Annotated in this window: 21 protein-coding genes; 9 read left to right on the top strand and 12 right to left on the bottom strand. The window is 27.3% G+C overall.

The features are described 5' to 3' along the window. Window positions 1-53: 53 nt before the first annotated feature. From metF to rpmE, 3 genes are all read right to left on the bottom strand, one after another. A complete protein-coding gene (metF, locus tag CRV11_RS01645; protein ID WP_136131588.1) occupies window positions 54-950 on the bottom strand; it encodes a methylenetetrahydrofolate reductase in 897 nt (298 codons plus the stop codon). A 363-nt stretch (window positions 951-1,313) separates the two neighbouring features. Further along, window positions 1,314-2,477 (bottom strand): cystathionine gamma-synthase, encoded by a 1,164-nt coding sequence (gene metB, locus CRV11_RS01640; protein ID WP_136131587.1) that lies wholly within the window; start codon window positions 2,475-2,477, stop codon window positions 1,314-1,316. Between the two features lie 242 nt (window positions 2,478-2,719). Continuing rightward, window positions 2,720-2,935 (bottom strand): 50S ribosomal protein L31, encoded by a 216-nt coding sequence (gene rpmE / locus CRV11_RS01635; protein ID WP_136131586.1) that lies wholly within the window; start codon window positions 2,933-2,935, stop codon window positions 2,720-2,722. Window positions 2,936-3,127: 192 nt separating this feature from the next. On the opposite strand from rpmE, the gene priA reads away from it, so the two are divergent. From priA to tpiA, 5 genes are all read left to right on the top strand, one after another. Continuing rightward, entirely contained in the window at window positions 3,128-5,338 is a 2,211-nt protein-coding gene (gene priA, locus CRV11_RS01630) for a primosomal protein N' (protein WP_136131585.1), read from the top strand. Between the two features lie 378 nt (window positions 5,339-5,716). Next, on the top strand, window positions 5,717-6,247 hold the full coding sequence (gene hslV / locus CRV11_RS01625) for an ATP-dependent protease subunit HslV (protein WP_136131584.1): 531 nt from the start codon (window positions 5,717-5,719) through the stop codon (window positions 6,245-6,247). 11 nt (window positions 6,248-6,258) lie between these two features. Continuing rightward, window positions 6,259-7,599 (top strand): HslU--HslV peptidase ATPase subunit, encoded by a 1,341-nt coding sequence (gene hslU / locus CRV11_RS01620; protein ID WP_136131583.1) that lies wholly within the window; start codon window positions 6,259-6,261, stop codon window positions 7,597-7,599. Between the two features lie 488 nt (window positions 7,600-8,087). After that, a complete protein-coding gene (gene fpr / locus CRV11_RS01615) occupies window positions 8,088-8,834 on the top strand; it encodes a ferredoxin--NADP(+) reductase (protein ID WP_136131582.1) in 747 nt (248 codons plus the stop codon). A gap of 125 nt (window positions 8,835-8,959) precedes the next feature. Beyond that, window positions 8,960-9,721: a triose-phosphate isomerase gene (gene tpiA / locus CRV11_RS01610; protein ID WP_136131581.1), complete on the top strand. Its 762-nt coding sequence runs from the start codon at window positions 8,960-8,962 to the stop codon at window positions 9,719-9,721. Window positions 9,722-9,800: 79 nt separating this feature from the next. Here tpiA and pfkA read toward each other — a convergent pair whose 3' ends face one another. The 5 genes from pfkA to CRV11_RS03730 form a co-directional block, all read right to left on the bottom strand. Beyond that, complete coding sequence (gene pfkA, locus CRV11_RS01605; RefSeq protein ID WP_136131580.1) at window positions 9,801-10,763, bottom strand: 6-phosphofructokinase; 963 nt, start codon at window positions 10,761-10,763, stop codon at window positions 9,801-9,803. A 91-nt stretch (window positions 10,764-10,854) separates the two neighbouring features. After that, on the bottom strand, window positions 10,855-11,739 hold the full coding sequence (fieF, locus tag CRV11_RS01600) for a CDF family cation-efflux transporter FieF (protein ID WP_136131579.1): 885 nt from the start codon (window positions 11,737-11,739) through the stop codon (window positions 10,855-10,857). A gap of 201 nt (window positions 11,740-11,940) precedes the next feature. Beyond that, on the bottom strand, window positions 11,941-12,765 hold the full coding sequence (gene cysE, locus CRV11_RS01595) for a serine O-acetyltransferase (protein ID WP_136131578.1): 825 nt from the start codon (window positions 12,763-12,765) through the stop codon (window positions 11,941-11,943). A gap of 519 nt (window positions 12,766-13,284) precedes the next feature. Beyond that, the gene (gene secB / locus CRV11_RS01590) at window positions 13,285-13,740 is read right to left on the bottom strand and encodes a protein-export chaperone SecB (protein WP_136131577.1); all 456 of its coding nucleotides are present in this window, start codon (window positions 13,738-13,740) and stop codon (window positions 13,285-13,287) included. A gap of 22 nt (window positions 13,741-13,762) precedes the next feature. Next, window positions 13,763-14,002, bottom strand: a complete 240-nt coding sequence (locus tag CRV11_RS03730; protein ID WP_136131576.1) for a glutaredoxin domain-containing protein — start codon at window positions 14,000-14,002, stop codon at window positions 13,763-13,765. A 640-nt stretch (window positions 14,003-14,642) separates the two neighbouring features. On the opposite strand from CRV11_RS03730, the gene CRV11_RS01580 reads away from it, so the two are divergent. From CRV11_RS01580 to lipA, 4 genes are all read left to right on the top strand, one after another. After that, on the top strand, window positions 14,643-15,932 hold the full coding sequence (locus tag CRV11_RS01580) for an aromatic amino acid transport family protein (RefSeq protein ID WP_136131575.1): 1,290 nt from the start codon (window positions 14,643-14,645) through the stop codon (window positions 15,930-15,932). Between the two features lie 588 nt (window positions 15,933-16,520). Next, on the top strand, window positions 16,521-16,730 hold the full coding sequence (gene cspE, locus CRV11_RS01575) for a transcription antiterminator/RNA stability regulator CspE (protein ID WP_006118399.1): 210 nt from the start codon (window positions 16,521-16,523) through the stop codon (window positions 16,728-16,730). Window positions 16,731-17,340: 610 nt separating this feature from the next. Continuing rightward, on the top strand, window positions 17,341-17,979 hold the full coding sequence (lipB, locus tag CRV11_RS01570) for a lipoyl(octanoyl) transferase LipB (protein ID WP_199732487.1): 639 nt from the start codon (window positions 17,341-17,343) through the stop codon (window positions 17,977-17,979). A 140-nt stretch (window positions 17,980-18,119) separates the two neighbouring features. After that, window positions 18,120-19,034: a lipoyl synthase gene (gene lipA / locus CRV11_RS01565; RefSeq protein ID WP_136131574.1), complete on the top strand. Its 915-nt coding sequence runs from the start codon at window positions 18,120-18,122 to the stop codon at window positions 19,032-19,034. A gap of 42 nt (window positions 19,035-19,076) precedes the next feature. On the opposite strand, the gene rodA is transcribed toward lipA, so the two are convergent. The 4 genes from rodA to holA all read right to left on the bottom strand — a co-directional run bounded on the left by rodA (window position 19,077) and on the right by holA (window position 23,874). Then, the gene (rodA, locus tag CRV11_RS01560) at window positions 19,077-20,183 is read right to left on the bottom strand and encodes a rod shape-determining protein RodA (protein ID WP_136131573.1); all 1,107 of its coding nucleotides are present in this window, start codon (window positions 20,181-20,183) and stop codon (window positions 19,077-19,079) included. A 35-nt stretch (window positions 20,184-20,218) separates the two neighbouring features. Beyond that, the gene (gene mrdA / locus CRV11_RS01555) at window positions 20,219-22,084 is read right to left on the bottom strand and encodes a penicillin-binding protein 2 (protein ID WP_136131572.1); all 1,866 of its coding nucleotides are present in this window, start codon (window positions 22,082-22,084) and stop codon (window positions 20,219-20,221) included. A gap of 115 nt (window positions 22,085-22,199) precedes the next feature. Further along, a complete protein-coding gene (gene nadD, locus CRV11_RS01550) occupies window positions 22,200-22,850 on the bottom strand; it encodes a nicotinate-nucleotide adenylyltransferase (protein WP_136131571.1) in 651 nt (216 codons plus the stop codon). A 1-nt stretch (window position 22,851) separates the two neighbouring features. Further along, window positions 22,852-23,874 carry a DNA polymerase III subunit delta gene (holA, locus tag CRV11_RS01545; RefSeq protein ID WP_136131570.1) on the bottom strand — a complete coding sequence of 341 codons (1,023 nt, stop codon included), beginning with the start codon at window positions 23,872-23,874 and terminating at the stop codon, window positions 22,852-22,854. Window positions 23,875-23,879: the final 5 nt, after the last annotated feature.

Raw genomic sequence — 23,879 nt, 5'->3', positions numbered from 1 at the left:
ATAAAAAAATAATGAATGATATTCAAATATTTTGGTTGAATGTATCTATTATATTAAGACAATTGATAGGGTTTAATTCCTAATACATGACAAATTGAATAACTAATTTCATATCTGTTTAAAGTGTAAAAGTGAAAATCATGTACGCCTTCTTTAGATAATTTTTCAACCATATCGATTGCTACGTGTGCTCCGATCATCTTACAAGTCTCTGTATCATGATCTAAGTCATTAAACAATTCATACATCCATAAAGGAATATGTACTTTACTAATTCTAGCAAAATACTTCAATTGTTTAAAATTTAATACTGGCAAAATACCAGGTATAATGTCAACGTCGATTCCAACAGCAACACAGCGATCTCTAAAACGCAAGTAATTATCTATATTAAAAAAAAATTGAGTAATTGCACTATTAGCTCCTGCATCAATTTTACGTTTTAGATTAATTAGATCAGCTTGCGCATTTTTTGCTTCTGGATGTACTTCAGGATAGGCAGCCACAGAAATATCGAAATTACCTACTTCTCTTAGCAAAGAGACTAATTCATAACAATACATATTTGGTTTATTACTAGCTTTATTAATATCACCTCTTAATGCAACTATCTTATATATACCATTATTCCAGTAATTATATGCTATATCACGCAACTCCTGTTTTGTAGAATCTACGCATATTAGATGAGGCACAACTTCTAATCCTGTACGATCTTTTATGTTTTTAGTAACATTATATGTAAGTATTTTTTCTTCTAAATTAGCACCGTAAGTAACAGATATAAAAGATGGTCTTAATTTACCAAGAAAATTAATAGAGTTCCACAGTGTTTTTTCCATTTCTTTACTACGAGGTGGAAAAAATTCAAATGAGATCTTAAATTTTTTATTAAATTCAAATCCACTATGGTATAACTTTTTCTGCTGATTAACGTAACAATCATTCATCTCATTTACCTTATACCTTTCAGGGATTTTTAATTAATTTTAAATTTGATTATTATCAATTAAATTCAGTTTAATCATATAACAATATGTTATAATCAATTGATTTTGATGCAACAAAATGTTGATATCTTTATTTAAAACAAGCAAAATAATATAATTACTTAAATATGCAAAAAGTAGAAAAATATATGAGGAAATAAAAATAATAATTCAGAGCAATTATATATCTATAAAAGTGACAGGTTAAATATTTTATAAGTATATTTTATTGCAAATGATTTATTTGATAAACAGATAATATATTATATTTGATAATTACATTTTAATTTATAATGTTATGTTTATATTTAAAGTAGAGATATTCTAAATGTTATCTGAAGCAATTTTAAATGCACTATCTAAATCACTAATTAAATCTTGTTTATCTTCTATACCTACTGAAATACGTAACAACATATCCGAAATACCTGCTCTATTTCTTGCTTCATAAGACATACTTGCATGTGTCATGCTAGCAGCATGACATATCAAACTTTCAACTCCTCCTAAGGATTCTGCCAAAGTAAATAACTTTAATGATTTTAAAAAAGTTTTCAATATTTCTTTATTTCCATCAATTTCCATACTGAGAATAGCTCCAAATCCCTTTTGTTGTTTAACTGCGTATTTATATCCGATATTTTCTACCAAAGATGGATGATATATCTTTTTTACTAATTTTTGTTGTTTTAAATAATCAACTATTGCTAGAGCGTTATTTTGAGCTATATCTATTCTAGGTAATAAAGTGCGTATGCTACGTAATAATAAATAGCTATCAAAGGCTGCAGCAGTAACCCCTATGTTGTTAGCCCACCAAGATAAATGATCTATCAGAGTTGGATCTTTTGAAATAACAATACCTGCTAATACATCAGAATGACCATTAATATATTTAGTACAAGAATGAACAATGATATCTGCTCCTAAATATATCGGATTTTGTAATGCTGGGGTCATAAATGTATTATCCACTACACTAATAGTTTCTGTTTTATGTGCTAATTCACAAATCATTGAAATATTTACAACTCGTAATAAAGGATTACTCGGGCTTTCAATAAATATCAATCGGGGTTTTTCATTAAAAGCTGCCTGTAATTCTAATAAATTACTCTGATTAATAAATTTTACCTTATATAAATTATTATTATGCATGCTTTGAAATAAACGATAACTACCTCCATAACAATCGTGAGGTGCTATTAACAAATCACCTGGTTTGAGAAAAGACATTGTTACAAGATGAATTGCTGACATACCAGTATTGGTTAAGACAGAACCAACCCCTCCTTCTAAATCAGATAAAGCTTTTTGAACTATATCTCTCGTTGGATTACTGCGACGAGAATAATCATGAAACCTAGGTTCATTGAAACCAATAAAATTATAAGTGCTAGACAGATAAATAGGAGGTGATACACAACCGTATTGTATGTCATTGTTTAAACCACTGTGAACAGCAATTGTTGCTTTTTTGAGATCCATATTGTTAACCCTAATAATTATAAATCACTTGAATCTGAAATATTTTGCTCTAATTTTGTTCACTATATTTATATTAAATTTTAGTTGAATGCTATATTTTATAATTATAATTTATGAAATAATACTCAAAATTAAGTTATTAAAATTACTAATATTACTATAACTGTTGAAGTTATTTGATATAGCAATAATTATAGGAATGCTAAATCTTCAAATAAGCATTCCTACTGTCAATATTATATTTATTTATTGTTACTAATTAATGAAAATCTTTTATTAAAGCGATCAACTCTACCTTTAGTTGACACGTCTCTCTGTTTACCAGTATAAAATGGATGACATTGACTACAGACATCTAGGTTTAATTTCTGTTCTGAAGTAGAATAAATATTAATTATATTGCCACAAGTACAATGAGCTGTGATGGCTTGATATTTAGGATGAATCCCTTTTTTCATGAAAATCCCCTTTTAAAGTTAAAATTATGTTATTTAATTAATATTTTTAAATACAATCAATCCCAATTATTAGGATTTATAATTATATATCTTAAATGCAGAATAAAGGTGTTTTTATTATTAAGAATGATATCTTTATTATTTAAATAAATAATATAAATATCCTATCTTTTATTAATCAAGAGATTCATGATGTCTATAGTTCAAATTGCTTTGCCAGTTCCATTAAATCGTTTATTTAACTACATATACCCTGAAGATGTTAAACCAGTTATAGGTAGTAGAGTAAGAGTAACTTTTTGTAATAGACAAATGATTGGCATCATTGTATCATTATATGAAAATAATAATCTTGATTATTTACAAGACAAAAAAATAAGAAATATCGAAGATATTTTAGATGAAGAATCTTTGTTTTCTAGTTCTTTATGGAAATTATTACAATGGGCTGCTGATTATTATCATGCTCCTTTAGGAGCAGTTTTAAGCCATGCTATTCCTGTATTATTAAGACAGGGTAAATCTATTAATTACGATTTAAAATGGTTATGGAAACTCACTGAAAAGGGTAACCTCACCAGAATTGAAAGTCTTAAAAATGCTCCTATACAACAAAAAGCTCTTAAATTATTAAGACAAAGACCAATAATTTGCGATAATATTAAAAAAAATCATGATATAACCAATAAAATCATGCACAATTTGCATAGCAAAGGTCTTTGTACTCTTAAGAAAAATTATTTTTCATTACAAAATTGGTCTGATAATTTTATCATTAAAGGTGAAAAACCAAAATTAAATAAAGAACAAATTATAGCTATTAATACTATAAGAAAAGAAGATAAAAAATATTCCCCTTGGTTATTAGCAGGTATTACTAGTTCAGGAAAGACTGAAGTATATCTTCAGATAGTAGAAAACATACTGATAAGAAGTAAACAAGCATTAATTTTAGTACCAGAAATTGGTTTAACAATTCAAACTGTCAATGTGTTTCGTGAACGTTTTAATGCCCCTATAGATTTACTGCATTCAGCGCTAAATAATAAAGAGAGACTTGCTGTATGGTTAAGGGCTAGACGCGGTGAAAATGCTATTATAATTGGCACTCGTTCTGCATTGTTTACCCCACTAGCAAGACCAGGTATAATCATTATTGATGAAGAACATGATAGCTCCTACAAACAGCAAGATGGATGGAGATATCAAGCACGTGATTTAGCAGTCTATAGGGCTTATAAAGAAAACATACCAATTATTATGGGATCCGCAACACCTGCTATAGAAACATTATATAATGTTTCTATAGGAAAATATCGCCAATTGAATTTATTACACCGTGCTGGTAATGCTAAATTAGTAATACAACAAGTAATAGACATAAAAGGAGCAACACTTATTGGAGGTTTATCACCAGTACTTATTAATAAAATTAAATGTCATCTTCATGCAAAAAATCAAGTTTTATTGTTTTTAAACCGAAGAGGTTTTGCACCTTTACTGTTATGCCATGAATGTAGTTGGATTGCTGAATGTCAAAATTGCGATCATAAATATACATTACACCGATATAAAAGCCAATTAAGATGTCACTATTGTAACCACAAAGAGATAATCCCTAATATGTGTCCTCGTTGTAATGTAAAAAATTTAATACCAGTAGGAATAGGTACTGAACAAATAGAAGATAAATTAAGTAATTTATTTCCTAGCATAAAAATAATACGCATAGATCAAGATACAATTCGCAATAAAGATTCTTTAAAGAAGTATATAGATAATATAAATAGAGGAGAACCCTGTATCTTAATTGGAACTCAAATGATTACAAAGGGCCATCATTTTCCAAACGTAACTTTAGTATCCTTATTAAATGTTGATGGAGCTTTATTTTCATCAGATTTTAGAGCTACAGAACGTTTTGCTCAACTTTATACTCAAGTTTCAGGACGAGCAGGACGTGCTGACAAACAAGGAGAAGTATTATTACAAACATATTATCCTAAACATCCATTACTTAAAACTTTATTAAATAAAGGATACTTTTCTTTTGCAAATCAAATATTATTAGAACGTAAAACATTATTATTGCCACCATGGACTAGCCATATTTTATTAAGAGCAGAAGATTATGATAGTAAAAAAGTAGTAGAAATGCTTCAAAAATCACGTGATTTATTAGAAAATATATCTTCTCAAGACAAGTTTATATGGTTTATGGGACCATCGCCTTCATTACAGCATAAAAAAAACAAACGTTGGCGATGGCATCTTCTAATACAGCATCCTTCACGCAAATATTTACAACAATTAATTAAAAGATCTTTACCATTAATTTATGATTTAGTGCCAGAATCACGAAAAGTTAAATTTATTATAGATATTGATCCTAACGAATTTTAACCTTTAAAAAGGAGATAGGTAAAAGTATATGTTTGTAACAAACATAAAATATTCGTTATTGTAAACGATTGTAATTTTAAAATCTCGTTAATATTTAGCGGTTTATATTATTTAAAATCAATATTTATTTAATTATTAAGACTAATAAACTAGTAAAATTATTAAAAATATATTATCATTATGCACTTACTAATGTTATTATGTTATCTTTAGTAACAATAAATACAATAAATAACTGATTTAAATTTTTATAAATGTATTATTAATATCTGACATACAGGGGATTGAAACATATTAAACTTCACCCCATATCTTTCCGCATAATGCTCTGTGCTATGTGGTTCAGGGTCCTTCTTGTGTGTAAAAGGAAATCCATCTGTGACAACAATAGTAAGTGTACGACGTAACGGCCGAGTAGTAATTGGCGGTGATGGTCAAGCTACTCTTGGTAATACTATAATGAAAGGTAATGTTAAAAAAGTACGTCGTCTTTACAATGACAAGGTGATTGCTGGATTTGCAGGCAGTACTGCAGATGCTTTTAATTTATTTGAGTTGTTCGAACGTAAATTAGAAACTTATCAAGGTCATTTAGTTAAGGCAGCTGTTGAATTAGCAAAGGATTGGCGTAATGATCGAATTCTACGCCGCCTTGAAGCTATGTTAGCAGTAGCAGGTGAATCAGCATCTCTTATTATTAGTGGTAATGGAGATGTAATACAACCGGAAAATGATTTAATTTCTATTGGTTCTGGAGGTGCGTTTGCACAAGCTGCAGCACGTGCTTTACTAGAAAATACTGAATTAGATGCACGCAATATAGTTGAAAAAGCACTTGATATAGCTGGTGATATCTGCATCTATACTAATCATAACGTTAATTTCGAAGAATTAATGTTTAAGACGTAAGGATTTTAATTATGTCCGAGATGACTCCTCGTGAAATTGTTAAAGAATTAAATCGTTTTATAATAGGGCAAGATAGTGCTAAAAGAGCTGTGGCTATTGCATTGCGTAATAGATGGAGACGGATGCAACTAAATGAAGAACTACGGCATGAAGTAACTCCTAAAAATATTCTGATGATTGGACCAACAGGTGTAGGAAAAACTGAAATAGCACGTAGATTAGCTAAATTAGCTAATGCTCCCTTTATTAAAGTTGAAGCAACGAAATTTACAGAAGTGGGTTATGTAGGAAAAGAGGTTGATTCTATTATTCGTGATTTAACAGATTCAGCTGTTAAGATGGTACGTAGTCAAGCGATAGAAAAAAACAAACATCGAGCTGAAGAACTAGCTGAAGAACGTGTTTTAGATGTTCTGGTTCCTCCCATGAAAAATAATTGGGGTCAACAAACAGAACAAAACAAAGAACCTTCTTTTACTAGACAATCTTTCAGAAAAAAATTGCGTGAAGGGAAATTGGCTGATAAAGAAATTGAAATCGATATAGCAGTAGCATCTTTAGGAATAGAGATTATGTCACCTCCTGGCATGGAAGAAATGACAAACCAATTACAATCTATATTTCAAAATTTAGGTTTTCAGAAACAAAAATCTAGAAAGCTAAAAATTAAAGAAGCCATGAAGTTCCTAATAGAAGAAGAGGTAGCTAAATTAGTTAATCCAGAAGAATTAAAACAAGATGCTATCGAAGCAGTTGAGCAACATGGTATTGTCTTTATTGATGAAATAGATAAAATTTGTAAATATGGTGGTCAAAATGTTGGCGGTCCAGATGTATCTCGTGAAGGTGTACAAAGAGATTTATTGCCTTTAGTGGAAGGATGCACAATCTCTACTAAACACGGAATGGTTAAAACCGATCACATTTTATTTATTGCTTCAGGTGCGTTTCAGATAGCAAGTCCTTCTGATCTTATACCCGAACTTCAAGGGAGGCTACCAATACGTGTTGAACTGAAAGCTTTAACTGTGGAAGATTTTAAACGGATATTGACTGAACCTAATGCATCTGTAACCATGCAATATAAGGCTTTAATAAATACTGAAGGAGTAACTATAAATTTTACTGATGATAGCATATGTAAAATTGCAGAAGCTGCTTGGCATGTTAATGAAACAACTGAAAATATTGGCGCTCGTCGTTTACATACTGTTCTTGAACGTCTAATGGAAGATATTTCCTATGATGCTAGTGAGCGTACAGGTGAGTCAGTAATTATTGATGCAGACTATGTAGGTAAACATCTAGATCAATTAATTTCTGATGAAGATCTTAGTCGTTTTATATTATGATTACATAAAGTAAATTACTGTAAGCCTAGCTTTATTTAGTTGGGCTTTTAAAATTGTTAATTTTGTTAATTTAAAATCAATTGGTAATAAAATTATTTGTATAAAATATTAAGCAGGTAAATTTTTTGCTTTTGAATTAATGAAAGATTAAAATCTAACATTAACGGTGCATGGATAAAATTTTAATATAAACAAAATTTTGATATACATTTATAATTATTGCAATAAAAATATATTTTCAGAACATAGCAATTGTTTTATTATTTAATATAATAAAATATGATACATAAAATATGTTATTTGCAAATGAAATATTAACTGTTATATCAACAATATTAAATTTTATTAGTTTTTACCATAGTAAAATATAAAATCGATGTTTTACTATTTATTATAAATAAAATATTTTGATTTTTAGTTATTAACTTAATATTAAATTAACCAATTTATTTATATATTAACAAATAAAAATTTGAAAGGCTTAAAATATGTCTGATTGGGTTAATGCTCAAGTTCACGAAATAAAAAATTGGACAAATGATTTGTTTAGTCTTCGTATTAAGGCTCCAATTTGTCCATTTATAGCAGGTCAATTTACAAAGATAGCATTGGAGTTAGATGGTAAACGTATCCAACGTGCTTATTCTTATGTCAATTCTCCAGATGATGAAATATTAGAGTTTTATTTAACTATAGTGCCTGAAGGTAAATTAAGTCCGTATTTACATATATTAAAACCAGGTAAAAAATTGATGATAACCAAAAAAGCCTGCGGATCTTTCGTTCTAGATTCAATTCCTCAGTGCAAAAATTTATGGATGTTATCAACAGGTACTGCTATTGGACCATATCTTTCAATTTTACAATATGGGAAAGATTTAGATCGTTTTGAAAATATCATATTAGTTCATGCTACTCGATATTCTGCTGATTTGAGCTTTTCAAGCTTAATAAAAAATTTACAAAAAAAGTACATTGGAAAATTGCATTTTCAAACAGTAGTAAGCCGAGAAAAAACACCTGAGTCTTTGTGTGGTCGTATCCCTTATCTGATTAGCAATAGTGAATTAGAAAATGCAATAAAGTTAGATATAAATGCGCAACATAGTCATGTTATGCTTTGTGGAAATCCAGGAATGGTACATGAAACACAGCAACTACTAAAAAATACTCGAGGAATGCAAATAAATTTAAAAAGTAAACCAGGACATATAACTAGTGAGAATTATTGGTAAATAGAATAATATTTTTAAGTATTAATTTATTTGTTAATATTCAGTAAAATCATTTAGATAATGACTATTTAAAATAATTATTTAAAATCAATTTAATAATATCATATTATTATATTGGAAAACCAATGAAAAATATACTGATTATAGGTAATTGGAAGTTAAATGGAAGTTTTTTAACAATACGAAACTTAATTAGTGAACTTAATGAGAAAATACATAGTGTAGATAAATGTCAAGTAGCAATTGCGCCTCCTTTATTATATCTTGATATGATAAAAAAAATTATATCTAGTAAAATAAAAATATGTGCTCAGAACGTTGATGTTCATATATCAGGAGCGTTTACGGGTGATATTTCGATTAAAATGTTAAAAGAAATAGGTGCACAATATGTTATTGTTGGTCATTCTGAACGACGTATTTATCATAAAGAAACCAATAAACATATAGCAAAAAAATTTGCATTAATTAAATCCTTTAACTTAACACCTATTTTATGCATTGGTGAAAATGCATTAGAAAAAAAACAAGGTAAAACTAGAGAGGTCTGTGAATTTCAGATAAAATCCATTATTAATAATCAAGGAATAGAAATATTCAAAAACTCAGTTATTGCTTATGAACCTGTTTGGTCTATTGGGACTGGAAAAGCAGCAACTCCTACACAAATACAACACGTTCATAGATTTATTAGAAGTTATCTTGAAAAACAAGATAAAATTGTTGCTAAAACTGTAATTATCCAATACGGTGGGTCTATTAATATAGATAATACTGCTGAAATTATTAGTCAACCAGATGTAGATGGCTTATTAGTAGGCAAATCTTCTTTAAATGCTGAAATATTCTCAAAAATAGTTAAATTAGCTGTAATGAACAGTATTTAAATCGTCAAAAATAAATATCACAAGTAAATTTATATTATTATTAATAATAAAAGCAGACAGACAATAGTAATTTTGAATGTTAATAAAGTTGTTTGGCAATGTTTAACCATTCAATTTTGAATGAACGTTTCATGTATGTAATAGTATCGTTAATATCATGATGCACCATTTTGTCATTTTGTATTCCTATGCAGCGACCTCCATATCCTTCAATTAATAATTTAATAGAATAATTACCCATTCTAGAAGCTAGAATACGATCATATGCACAAGGTGCTCCTCCTCTTTGGATATGACCTAATACAGTTATGCGAGTTTCTCTTTTAGTTTTTGTTTCTATAAAACATGCTAAATCATCTAAATTACAAATATGCTCTGTAATTGCAACTATAGCATGTTTTTTCCCTTTATTTATGCCCTGTTCTATTGCTTTTACTAATTCTTCTCTATTATATGTTATTTCAGGTAGTACTATAAATTCACATCCTCCCGCAATTGCAGATGCTAATGTTAAATCTCCACAATAATGGCCCATAACTTCAACTATGGAAATACGTTGGTGTGAAGAAGAGGTATCGCGCAAACGATCAATTGCTTCTACTATAGTTTCAAGTGCAGTAAAATAACCTATGGTATAGTCAGTACCAGCTATATCATTATCAATAGTTCCCGGTAGGGCAATACAAGGAAATCCCATCTCAGTTATTTTAATAGCACCCATATAAGAGCCATTACCCCCTATAATTACTAATGCATCAATACCAGATTTTTTCATGTTTTCTATAGCATCTTTTCTAACTTGCTTATCTAGAAATCTTGGAAATCTAGCAGATCCGAGAAAAGTACCACCGCGATTTATCATGTCTGACACACTATAACGATTTAAATTAATTATTCTATTTTCATATAGACCTAGATAACCATCTTGAATTCCACAAACTTCTAACCCTTCACTCAATGCAGAACGTACAATGCTACGAATAGCTGCATTCATACCTGGTGCATCTCCTCCACTTGTTAAAACTCCTACTTTTTTAATCATGATCTTTGATCGCCTTTATTAATTTTTTAAAATAATTTATTGTTTTGTAAACAAGATTATTAAAATCTAATAACTACAAATTTATTGGATTTTATATTCCAATATTTCTGGAAGAACAGGGGTCTTGATGGATAATTATGTCTGAACCAGGAAATTCTGTAAGTAATGCTTTTTTAAGTCTGACAGCTACATCATGTGCTTGTAAAAGTGGCAAGTTATCTTCTAACTCTAAATGAAATTGAATAAACCTAGTAGATCCAGATTGTCGGGTACGCAAGTCATGAATACCTTTTATATTGGGCCATTGATCTAGAATTCTTAAAATTTTATCTCGTTCTTGTTTTGGCAATACTCCATCTAATAATACTTGAATCGCATTATAGCCCAATTTTAAAGCATTACAAAGAATAAAAATCCCAACTGCTAATGCTAACAAAGCATCTGCGTGTACAAAATTATAACTACTTAAGATAAGAGCTATTAGAATAGCTGCATTCATAATAACATCTGCTTGATAATGTAACATATCAGCACGAATTGCCTGACTACTAGTTTGTTTTACTACCCATTTCTGAAAGGATACTAAGATTATAGTAGAAATTAGTGAAATAATAGTTACAACAACTCCTATCATTGGAGAATGAACAATAGTTGGATTGATCAAATATTTAATTCCAGTAAGAAAAAGTAAAACAGAAGATCCAGAAATAAACATACTTTGTGCAAGAACTGCCAAAGATTCAGCTTTACCATGTCCAAATGTATGATCAGAGTCAGCTGGTTGTAAAGAATAACGTATAACTAATAAGTTAATCAGGGAAGCAGTAATATCTACAATTGATTCAATTAGAGCCGCAAGTAAACTTACTGATTCTGTATACCACCAAGAAAAAATTTTTATGATTAAAAATATAAAAGCAAAAACAGTTGTTACTAATGCAGCTAGCTTAACTAGCTGGCAATAAGATTGTTGCAATTCAAGCTCCTTAATTGTATACTACATAAGATATGTATAGTAATTAATATAAAACTATCTTTTAAAGATGATTGATTTTATTTATATATTATTAATAATATCATTAATTAACATTAGAATCGTTATTAACACATAATTAATACATAGATGAAGTAATATTCATTTAATAGTTTAAAGATTAAACGTGTTTTTTACTTTATATTATATACCGTCACCAAGTTGAAAAACCAAACTATTAAAATATTGATCCATTTCCATTGAGGTTTTTTGAGTTTTTTGACTATTTGTTTTTCCAACAATACGAGCAGGAATTCCTGCAGCAGTAGTATTTGGTGGTACGTTTTTCAATACTACAGAACCTGCTCCAATTTTCGCGCCTTTGCCTATTTCGATGTTACCAAGTACTTTAGCACCTGCGCCAATCATGACTCCTTCACGTATTTTTGGATGACGATCCCCTATTACTTTACCAGTACTTCCCAATGTAACTGATTGTAGAATTGAAACATCGTTTTCAATAACAGCTGTTTCTCCTATAACAATTCCTGTTGCATGATCTAACATAATACCTTTACCAATTTTTGCTGCAGGATGAATATCCACTCCGAAATAAGCTGAAATTTCATTTTGTAAATAAATCGCAAGTGCATTTCTACCTTGATTCCATAACCAATGGCTAATACGATAGCATTGTAAAGCTTGAAACCCTTTAAGATAAAGTAATGGTATAGAATATTCATTAACCGCTGGATCACGTTGAATTATGGCTTGTATATCATATACAGAAGAAGTGATAATAGATAAATCATTACTATAAGCTTCCTCTAAGATCTCACGAACATTAATAGCAGGCATAAACGCATTAGCAATTTTATTTGATAAAATATAACTTTGAGCATTACTTAAATTTGCATGTTTAAGTAATGTTTCATGATAAAAACTAGCTAACAGCGGTTCTGAATTAGATATAATATGAGCTTCTCTTTTCATTTGACTCCAAACTAATTCTAATTTATTAAAAAACATTCATGTTGTTTCCTGTAAACTATTATTATGTATTATTAATTATATAATTTATTAAATATAGTTTTTTATTAATTATCTTATTAAAACACCATACAAATTGACGACTAAATATTCAGCATGACACACTTAAATTAGTATAAAAAAATAAAACAAATAATTAAAATATTCAATATAATAAATTTTATTATATATTTTTATTAATACTTACAATAATATACTATAATGATTTATATTTAATTTAACATTTTGAGTGTTAATATATTTGTAAATTTTTTTAACAAAAAAACATAAAAATATTGAAAAGTAAACTTTATTTTAACATTAATGATTGATGGTAAAGTGAGTTTATATTTTAAATGTATTAATAAATTATGATTATATGTTATTATATTCATTCTTATTTGAAAAACATGAAAGGAAATATAATTAAATATTTATTGATCTATATTACAATAATTAGATAATAATATTATAAAATAAAACACCTATTAATAAATTAGTTTTGTTATTACTAATTTATTAATAGGTGTTTTTTAGGTCTTTTTGCAAATTTTTATTAAAAATTTCATAGAAGTCAATAGGTAATAAATGTATTAAGGGAAAAGAAGCACGTGCAACTAAGTTATTAATACACTCACTAGCATAAGGAAACAACATATTTGGACAATAAGTTGATAAAAAATGCGTTATCTGTAAATCGTCAATTTTATTTTTATTTATACTAAATATACCAGCTTGTTTAATTTCACAAAGAAAAGCAATATCTTTATCTAAATGACAGGTTACAGTTACATTTAACACTACTTCAAATACTCCTTCAGATAATTGACAAAAGCTAGTATTTATACTGAATTCTAATTTAGAATTCCAATCTTTATGAAAGATTTGAGGTATGTTAGGAGCTTCTAATGAAATATCTTTTACATATATACGCATAATTTGAAATTCTATTTCATTAGCATTATAATTTAGCATTTAGATATGCCTTATAAATATATTAAAATTCTTGTAGGAAATTAAATGTATTTTTTCTATCAAGCTCTAATAACTCATCAAAACCACCAATAAATTTCCCACTAATAAACATTTGAGATACTGTTCTATAACTACTACGCAATACTACCTCCTGGTATTTATTTTTATACTTATCAATAAAAGTTTCTTGAAAAACAACACTTATTATATTTAGTAATATTCTTGCCTTAATATAATAGTTGCATGTCTTTTTTGTATATATTTCTACCTTTAAATTTTCAACATCTCATTGTTCTCAATAGTTATTAAAAATTCATTAATTTAATTAGTTAAATAATAACTTAATACTTTATTATGATATTATATCACTTTTAAAATATTATTGTATAATAATACAAATAATACAAAATATTTTTTATTATCGATAACTATAATTAGAAAATTTTATTATTTATAACTATTAAAAACCAAATAATATCGTTAAGAATATAATTATTATATTATAGTTATATTAAAATATTATTTAATATAATTAGATATTATCTAGTTACAATTAATAGTGTCCATCTTAATTATTTGATTATATTGTTTAATATCAACTTTATTAAAAGTGATATCAAATTAAGATTAACAGCATTATTTTATTATAATGAAATAAAGTTACTTGTTAAATTGTTAATGTATCAAATTATTAATTAAATAACAAGATATCATCGATATATTATATATATAGCATTTCTAAATGCATTATTTAAATACTTTAGAAAAATAATGTCAATAATATTATTATATTTTATTTAAATGCATATTTTAATATTGTCAATCATTAATAATGATGAAATTAATTACATTCATTAATGGAACAATCTTAATAACATTTAAGGACTTTTATCGGAGTATAAATGAAACCCACTCAAATAAGTATATTAAATAATATTAATGCAATAGCTAATAAAAAAGAGTGGCATAAAAATGACACTATTTGGTTATTAGGATTATATGGTACAGCAATTGGTGCAGGAGTATTATTTTTACCTATAAATGCAGGCATTGGAGGTATAATTCCATTAATTGTTATGACCATAATTGCATTTCCTCTAACTTTTTTTTCTCATCGGGCTTTAACGCGATTTATCCTATCCGGCAGTGATCCTTATGGAGGTATTAGTGAAGTTGTAGAAGAACACTTTGGTCCTAAAGCAGGAAATCTTATAACTCTATTGTATTTTTTTGCAATATATCCTACCTTACTGATGTATAGTGTTGCAATGACTAATACATTAAATAGCTTTATTATAAATCAGTTACAATTAATACCTCCTCCACGTGTAATACTTTCATTGTTTTTAATTGTTTTGATGATGATAATAATTTGTTTTGGCGAAAAAATAATAATAAAAATAATGAGTATATTAGTATATCCTTTTATTATTGCTTTAATTTTAATAGCATTTTATTTAATACCTCATTGGCAAGGAGCTATATTAGAAACATTAAATATTAGCAAATCTAATAACAATTTATGGGTTACATTATGGTTAGCTATTCCAGTTATGGTATTTTCTTTTAATCATTCACCTATCATATCATCTTTTGCATTAGTAAAGCGAATGGAATATGGTGACTATGCAGAAAAAAAATGTTCTCGTATACTTATTTATTCAAATTTATTAATGGTTGTCACTGTAATGTTTTTTGTTTTTAGTTGTGTATTAAGTCTCTCTCCTCAAGATCTGAATATTGCTAAAAAACAAAATATTACTATATTGTCTTATCTAGCAAATCATTTTAACGTACCAGTTATAGATTGGTTGGGTCCTCCACTTGCTATTATTGCAATTACTAAATCATTTCTTGGGCATTATTTAGGTGCTAAAGAAGGACTTAACAGCATATTAAATAAAATATTACATAATTTAGGTAAAAATATAGTACATACGAAACTAAATTTTATTACTTCCTCATTTATTTTATTAACAGCTTGGTTTGCAGCTACTTTAAATCCAAATATTTTAAAAATGATTGAAACACTAGAGGGACCAATTATTGCAATAATTCTATTTTTAATGCCCATGTATGCAATTAGAAAAGTTTCGGTCATGAATAAATATTTCAATAATATAAGTGATTTTTTTATCGTGTTGATTGGATTTATAGCAATATCTGCTATATTTTATTCAATTTTTTATTAGTCTTAACAATTGTTCTATGATATGTGATTATTTAAGTAAAACTATAATGAGTTTATAAAAAATTTACATAAAATATTATAAATATACACTTTAATAATCAGTGTATTATAAATAGTATATTGAAGTTTAATAATATAATTATGTTATTAAATAACAATTATTTTAATTAAAATGCAAATATAAGACGATAACAATTTGAACATTACTTAAAACAAATTTGATTTTATGTTATATAATAAAATTATATATAATTAATAATTTTTTATTTTAGTAGAATACATTTACTGTTAATATATGATATAATACTTGCTGTTAGATATGAGATATTATATTTAAAATAATATTAATATTTTATTTGAATTAAATGTTTTTTTGTGTAATAGTGGTAATTCTGAAAAAATAATTAAGCTTATGAGTAGGCATATCGCCTACTATAAAATTCAGAAAAAGGAGGTATAAAATATTACGATAATACATTGGTAATGTTAAAGTGTAAGTAAATTTAAGTTATATGCTGTTTTCTATAATTGCTGTAATGAATACCAATACAGTAGTAGTGTTATTTTCTTTATGTAAAGGTAATATTAGATGTCTAAGATCAAAGGTAATGTTAAATGGTTTAATGAATCAAAAGGATTCGGTTTCATTACTCCTGAAGATGGTAGCAAGGATGTATTTGTGCATTTCTCTGCTATTCAGAGCAATGGATTCAAAACTCTAGCGGAAGGTCAGAGAGTTGAGTTCGAAATTACTGATGGCGCGAAAGGCCCATCTGCTGCTAACGTTATCAGTTTGTAAGTTAACAGTAAGAACCAATACCCGTCTGTTTTAGACGAGTGTTGGTTCGATTGCTATATAATAAAAATGAAATTAATATTGATTAGTGTGTAATTGATAAGAATTATTGAATAATAAAAATACTGTCCGTATTATTATGATTATAATACAAGTTATGCTGTTTTGACTTTTCCAAATATTTCTTTTATGTTTTCAATCTGATTAGCATTGGATATGATATTTATAGAACTATAAAATTTTTTCTACTGATTTGAAGATAAAGTTTATTCTCTCCTGTGTATTCGCATACTAGCGCTTTGATTGTGTTTTCAATTAATCCTATGATTTGTTGATTAGATCTTTTTATAATTAAATTAATAATAATTAGTTTTTATAAATGAACTTTATATTTTTAATATTTTTCATTTTATATTAAATTTATTAATAATAATATAATTATATAGTATAATTATATAGCAAAACATACAAATTGTTTTATGTGAACTGTTTAAAAATACAATTATATCTGCTGTATTCAGTTTAATTATTGTTAATAAATTTAATCATAATATGATATATTAACTAGTTTCTAAATTAATCTGTTGTTAATTTACAAACAGGCTTTTTAATAATGATAATTAGTTCTATTATAGTACGTCAATTAAATTTATGTGATTGGCAATCTGTATCGCATGCTATGCATACATATACAAATCAACGAAATCATGAAAGTAATGATGAAATTTGGTTAGTAGAGCATCCTTCTATTTTTACTCAGGGTAAATTGGGTATAAAAAAACACATCTTAAATCCTAATAAAATCCAGGTGATTCAATCTGATAGAGGTGGACAAATAACTTATCACGGCCCTGGTCAACAAATAATGTACGTGCTAATTGATTTAAAACGCTGTAAAGTAAGCGTTCATAAATTAATTAATATTTTGGAATATTCAGTCATTAATACCTTAAGTTATTTTGAAATAAATTCTCATAATCAACTTAATGCACCTGGAGTATATGTACAAAACAAGAAAATATGTTCACTAGGATTAAGAATTAGCAGAGGTTGTTCTCTTCATGGATTGGCACTAAATGTAACAGTAGATTTAGATCCGTTTTTAGATATTAATCCTTGTGGTTTTGCTAATATGAAAATGACAAATATGCAACATTATAATCCAAAAATTGACATAAAAAAAGTTAGGGTGGTATTAGTTTCTGAATTTATTAAATTAATGAATTATCAATATGTCTTATGGACATCATAAAACATATTGATACAATTTGGATTGTTTTGGTAAATTCAATAAAATCATCTATCATTGATTTAATAATTAATTAATTTTTGTACTGATATAATAACAAGTTAAATACATCCATGTCATCTATTATAATATAATTAATCATTATGAAAATAATCGCAATAAAGAATATAAAAACGCACGATCAAGAAATTTTACCTAAACCAGAATGGATTAAAATTAAATTACCTATAAATTCTAGCAGAATCGATCGGATAAAATCAATTCTGCGCAAAAATAATGTGAACTCAGTTTGTGAGGAAGCATCTTGCCCAAATATAGTCGAGTGTTTCAATAATAACACTGCAACATTCATAATCCTTGGTGTTGTTTGCACTAGAAAATGTCCATTCTGTGATGTTAAGCATGGAAATCCTTTAACACCACCAGATCCTTATGAAGCTGAAAAATTAGCGAATACCATATATAATATTGGATTAAACTATGTAGTAATTACTTCTGTAAATCGTGATGATTTAATTGATGGAGGTGCACAACATTTTATTAATTGTATTAAAAGCATACGTAAAAAAAATATCGGAATCAAAGTAGAAATATTAGTTCCAGATTTTCGTAGATGTATAAATAATGCTTTAAATATCATAATTCAAGAACCACCTGATGTATTTGGTCACAACATAGAAAATGTGCCAAGAATATATCGTATGATACGGCCAGGAGCTAATTATAAAAAATCATTACAATTATTGGAAAAATTTAAAAAGTATCATTCACATATTCCCACTAAATCTGGGTTAATGTTAGGGCTTGGGGAAACCAATGATGAGATTATTAAAGTAATGCAAGATTTACGTAATCATGGTGTAACTATGATAACTTTAGGACAGTATTTACAACCCAGCAGAAATCATTTTCCAGTAAAACGCTATGTACCAAAAGAAGAATTTGCACAATTAAAGAAAGAAGCGATATCTATGGGTTTTATATATGCTGCTTGTGGTCCGCTAATCAGGTCTTCTTATCGTGCTGAAATACAAGATAAGGGATTACCTATTGTTTAATAGTTATTTCTATTTTTTATGTAATCAGATAATATTGTTTTTCTATCGATGATTATCGATAGACATCATAATGCCAAAGCTAGCCATTAGTATAATAAGAGATGATCCACCATAGCTAACCATCGGCAATGGAACTCCGACAACCGGCAAAATACCGCTGACCATGCTAACATTAATAATTATATAAATAAATAAGATTAAAATAAATGTGCTTATAATTATACATCCAAAATAATTTTTAGCTCTTAATGCTAACATTACTCCTCTTATAATTAACAAAAGATATAAAAAAAATAAAAAACCTACTCCTATAAAACCAAGTTCTTCTGCTAAAACAGCAAAAATAAAATCAGTATGACGTTCTGGAAGAAAATTGAGTTGAGATTGCGAGCCTGCAAGTAAACCTTTGCCATATACACCTCCCGAACCAATAGCTATTTTAGATTGCATGATATGATATCCAGCTCCCAAAGGATCGCTATTAGGATTAAACAACATAATAACACGTTCTTTCTGATAATCTTGCATTAAAAAGAACCAAAAAATAGGACTCAACAAAATTATTAATAATAATGCTATAAAAATTAATTTCCAATTGATACCAGAAATAAATAGTACTATTAATCCTGATATAGCTACTAAAATGGAAGTACCAAGATCCGGTTGCATTGCTATTAATACGGTTGGTATCAATATAACAATCAAGGCAATAAATATTCGTTGAATGCGTAACTCGTAAAAATCGCGATTAACAAACCTTGTAACTGCTAAAGGTACCACTATTTTAGCAATTTCAGATGGCTGAAATCGCAATATTCCTAAATCTAACCAACGTTGTGATCCTTTACTAACTTGTCCATAAACGTCAACTACAATTAATAACAGTACACATATTATATAAAGGTAATATGCTGATATTTCATAAATTTTAGAAGGTAATTGAGCTAAAACTATCATAGTTGTTAAACCTAGAACAACTTGAATCAGTTTTCTCTCCATAGTATGTACATTTTGACCACTAGCACTCCAAACAATTACAGTACCATAAATTAATAATATAATTGTTATAAACATAAAAAATGGATCAAAATGAATACGCGTCCACATTGAATTATTTCTTAATTTTTTATTTAATGTTTTGATTGACATATTTATAATTCCACTAAAAATATTATACATAAAATTCAATCAATTGATTTTTTATGAAGTATGAAAAAATCTAATATATGACGCATAATTTCTCCTATTTTATAATTACTATTGCTATTTTCCATAATAATTGTTACTGCTATACATGGTTTTTTATAAGGCGCAAATGCATTCATTAACTTATGATCACGTAAATTTTCACTAAGTGTATATGAATTATAAGTTTCCCTTTCTTTTAAACTAAAAATCTGCGCTGTACCAGATTTTGCTGCAATTTTATATGGAGCATCTGCAAAACTTTGATATCCTGTTCCATTAGTACGATTAGCAACTCCATACATTGCATCTTTTACTATATGCCAGTAATTTGGATTACATTTAATGGAATTATTGGAAAAAGGTTTATTATAAAATATCCTAGCATTTGTTTGATCTATAGAATGTAAAATATGTGGTATTTTAATGATACCGTTATTGATTAGAATAATTAATGCTTTGTTCATTTGTAATGGCGTAGCTGTCCAATAACCTTGCCCTATTCCAATTGGTATTGTGTCACCTTGATACCAGGATTTTTTAAGATAATTATGTTTCCATTCTCGTGTAGGCATTTTACCTGTTTTTTCTTGAGGTAAATCTATACCCGTACCTTTCCCAAAACCAAATTTAATCATCCATTCTGAGATATAATCAATTCCCATATTATAAGCTATTTGATAAAAAAAAGTATCTGAAGACTCTTCTATAGATTTTGTTATGTTAAGATAACCATGACCTGGTTTTTTCCAATCATTATAATATTTTTTAGAACCTGGTATTTTCCACCAACCTGGATCAAATATATTGGTATGCTTGTTAAGCATACCAGCCTCTAGAGCAGTAAGTGCTAAATATGGTTTCACTGTAGATGCTGGAGGATAAACAGCTTGAGTTACTCTATTATATAGAGGAAGATCTTTGTCTTCTAATAAAACTTGATAATTTTTATTAGATATTCCCTGAGCAAATAAATTCGCATCAAAACTAGGATTAGAAACCATAGCTAAAATTTCACCATTTTGAGGATCAGTAGCTATAACAGAGATTCTGCCTTTATTTTCAATAATTTTTTCAATATATTGCTGTAATTTTAAATCTATAGTAAGGTAAATATCATTACCAGATATAGGTGGTTTTTTATTTATTACTCTTATTTGATTACCGCTGCCATTAATTTCAATTTCTTCATAACCAATTCTACCATGTAACATATCTTCATAATAAGCTTCTATGCCTGATTTTCCAATACTTTTAGTTACTATATAATTGGATGTTTTTGCTTTTTTATTTAAATAAGATACATCTTGATCATTGATTTTAGCAGTATAACCAATAACATGAGATAATGTTTTCCCAAAAGGATAATAACGTTTTTCACATTTTTTTACGTTGATACCTGGAAAAAGAGACCTGTTAGTGACAAAATAAGCAAGTTCTTTTGCATTTAATTCATACTTAATAAGTATGTCATTAAAATATTGATTGGTATAACTATTTTTTTTTAGATTTTCTAGATCATAATCTGTTATATTGATATATTTACGTATATTTGAAATAGTTTCATTTAAAATTTTAGGATTTTTAGATGAGATTTCTAATTGATATGAACTACGATTAATTGCTAAAGGTATGCCATTTCGGTCATATATAATGCCTCTTTGTGGTGCAAAGGGAATTAATTTAATGTGATTCTTAATTGATAGTAATTGATATTTTGAAAAAAACACTACTTGTAAATAATATATGTTCATCAATATCGCAAAAAGAACTATTAGAATAAAAGAAAAAACAATTAATATTCTATGCGATGATTTTTTTTTTCCGCTTAGATGATTATGAAAACTACAGTTCTTAAATATCATGGTTATATTATAGTTGATTTATATAGATATGTTAATTATTTATAATACAAACAAATATGACTTCATTATTTTATTAGTTTATCAATGATAATTGTATAAATGTTTAATTTATTATTTATTTGCTATACAAACCACATTTAAAAATATATTCAATAACAGCTTTTGGTAGTAAATGGTCACATTTTTTCTTTTGGCTAACAAGTAATTTTATTTCAGTAGAAGAAATATTAAAATAAGGAGTATCAGCCAGCCAGATATACCCTGATTGTTGTAAGTATAATTTCTTTATATCACTTATAATATATTTTTTTAATGCGTCAGGTATTGATTGTATCTCTTGATTTTCTGATAAATATTCTGAACGATTACATACTACTATATGACATAATGAAAGTAAATCTTGCCAACGATACCATTTAGTTAAATTTAATAATGAATCAAAACCAATGATAAAAACTAATGATTTTTCATGACCAAGTTCTGCACGTAAATTTTCTATTGTATATACTGTCCATGACGGAATTTTATATCTTAACTCACGAGTATCGATTTTAAATAATGGTTCTTTTTTAGTAGCAAATTTTAACATTTTTACACGTTGTAACGCACTAGCCTCCGGTTGTAAACGATGAGGTGGTATATTATTGGGGATTATAATTACAGATTTCAAACCAATTTGAGAAGCTAATATTTTTACTGGTAGTAAATGACCGAAATGGATCGGATCAAAGGTCCCACCAAATACTGCATGCAATTTAGAACACATATTAATAATCAATTGAAAAATGATTATCGCACATTAGCAAAGACAACAATTCCAACTGAAACCAAATCTCTTTATTGAATTCAGTTCTAATTTCTAATTCAACTTTAATTAGCAAACTAACTATTGTTTGCAATTTGGTAAAATTTAACCTTTGCAATGCACAATAAAATAGATAACGTCTTGTTTTCCATATATTATAAACATCCATAACAATGTTGATAGATTTTTGTTTTTTATAATAATACAGTTTCATTAATAATGAAACATCATATTGAAGATTTCTTAATAAAGTTATTGCTTCACTATTATTTTTTTCCAAATGATTTAAAATATATATTGCTTTAGTAAAATTTCCCTCTAATAACGCATTAATCCAATTAATAGATGCAAAAATTTGTAATTTGCTTATTGATTTCTTAATTCTAGATTCAGTAATCTCACCATCTGGCCATTGCAAACTTAAAACATTTAAAGATTGAATTAATGCTGATAAATTTCCTTCATAATACTTGCAAAGTAACTTTACTGCATTTTGATCTAGTGATAAATTAATGTTTCTAGCTTTAGTTAATACCAACTGTGGTAATTTATTTGCTTCTAACCTCCGACATGATACTATAATATTAAATTTAAAAAATTTTTTAAACCATTCACTACATTCATCACTTTTAGTTAATTGTGTCAAACAACAAATAAATAGAATATCGGAATGTAATAATTTTGTTAATATAGTAAGTTGTTTTATAATTGTAGAGTTTAGACTACTGTCTATAAACTGTAAATTAATAACTTTTTTATCACAAAATAAACCAATTGAACTAAAAATTGAAAATATATTACCCCAATTAGTATTACTGTCTATTACAAAATTAAAATATTCTTCAAAACCATTTTGTTTGGCTACAGTATTTATTAGATCAACACTTTCGTGTATTAGTGACAATTCATTGCCTATTAAAACATAAGAATTACTTAATTTATCATAAATTTGCATTCTAAGTTCTTCTAAGCTAATTTCAATCATATTAA

It is taken from the genome of Candidatus Pantoea edessiphila (assembly GCF_002933335.1).
In the GTDB taxonomy this organism is placed as follows: Bacteria; Pseudomonadota; Gammaproteobacteria; order Enterobacterales; family Enterobacteriaceae; genus Pantoea_C.
Note: the sequence above shows the minus strand (reverse complement) of the source record. Positions and strands in the feature narration are given on the sequence as shown.

Coding starts and splice junctions, on each gene's coding strand:
- metF (WP_136131588.1), bottom strand. CDS start 950: ATGAATGATTGTTACGTTAATCAGCAGAAAAAGTTATACCATAGTGGA.
- metB (WP_136131587.1), bottom strand. CDS start 2,477: ATGGATCTCAAAAAAGCAACAATTGCTGTTCACAGTGGTTTAAACAAT.
- rpmE (WP_136131586.1), bottom strand. CDS start 2,935: ATGAAAAAAGGGATTCATCCTAAATATCAAGCCATCACAGCTCATTGT.
- priA (WP_136131585.1), top strand. CDS start 3,128: ATGTCTATAGTTCAAATTGCTTTGCCAGTTCCATTAAATCGTTTATTT.
- hslU (WP_136131583.1), top strand. CDS start 6,259: ATGTCCGAGATGACTCCTCGTGAAATTGTTAAAGAATTAAATCGTTTT.
- fpr (WP_136131582.1), top strand. CDS start 8,088: ATGTCTGATTGGGTTAATGCTCAAGTTCACGAAATAAAAAATTGGACA.
- tpiA (WP_136131581.1), top strand. CDS start 8,960: ATGAAAAATATACTGATTATAGGTAATTGGAAGTTAAATGGAAGTTTT.
- pfkA (WP_136131580.1), bottom strand. CDS start 10,763: ATGATTAAAAAAGTAGGAGTTTTAACAAGTGGAGGAGATGCACCAGGT.
- cysE (WP_136131578.1), bottom strand. CDS start 12,765: ATGTTTTTTAATAAATTAGAATTAGTTTGGAGTCAAATGAAAAGAGAA.
- secB (WP_136131577.1), bottom strand. CDS start 13,740: ATGCTAAATTATAATGCTAATGAAATAGAATTTCAAATTATGCGTATA.
- CRV11_RS01580 (WP_136131575.1), top strand. CDS start 14,643: ATGAAACCCACTCAAATAAGTATATTAAATAATATTAATGCAATAGCT.
- cspE (WP_006118399.1), top strand. CDS start 16,521: ATGTCTAAGATCAAAGGTAATGTTAAATGGTTTAATGAATCAAAAGGA.
- lipB (WP_199732487.1), top strand. CDS start 17,341: ATGATAATTAGTTCTATTATAGTACGTCAATTAAATTTATGTGATTGG.
- lipA (WP_136131574.1), top strand. CDS start 18,120: ATGAAAATAATCGCAATAAAGAATATAAAAACGCACGATCAAGAAATT.
- rodA (WP_136131573.1), bottom strand. CDS start 20,183: ATGTCAATCAAAACATTAAATAAAAAATTAAGAAATAATTCAATGTGG.
- mrdA (WP_136131572.1), bottom strand. CDS start 22,084: ATGATATTTAAGAACTGTAGTTTTCATAATCATCTAAGCGGAAAAAAA.
- nadD (WP_136131571.1), bottom strand. CDS start 22,850: ATGTGTTCTAAATTGCATGCAGTATTTGGTGGGACCTTTGATCCGATC.
- holA (WP_136131570.1), bottom strand. CDS start 23,874: ATGATTGAAATTAGCTTAGAAGAACTTAGAATGCAAATTTATGATAAA.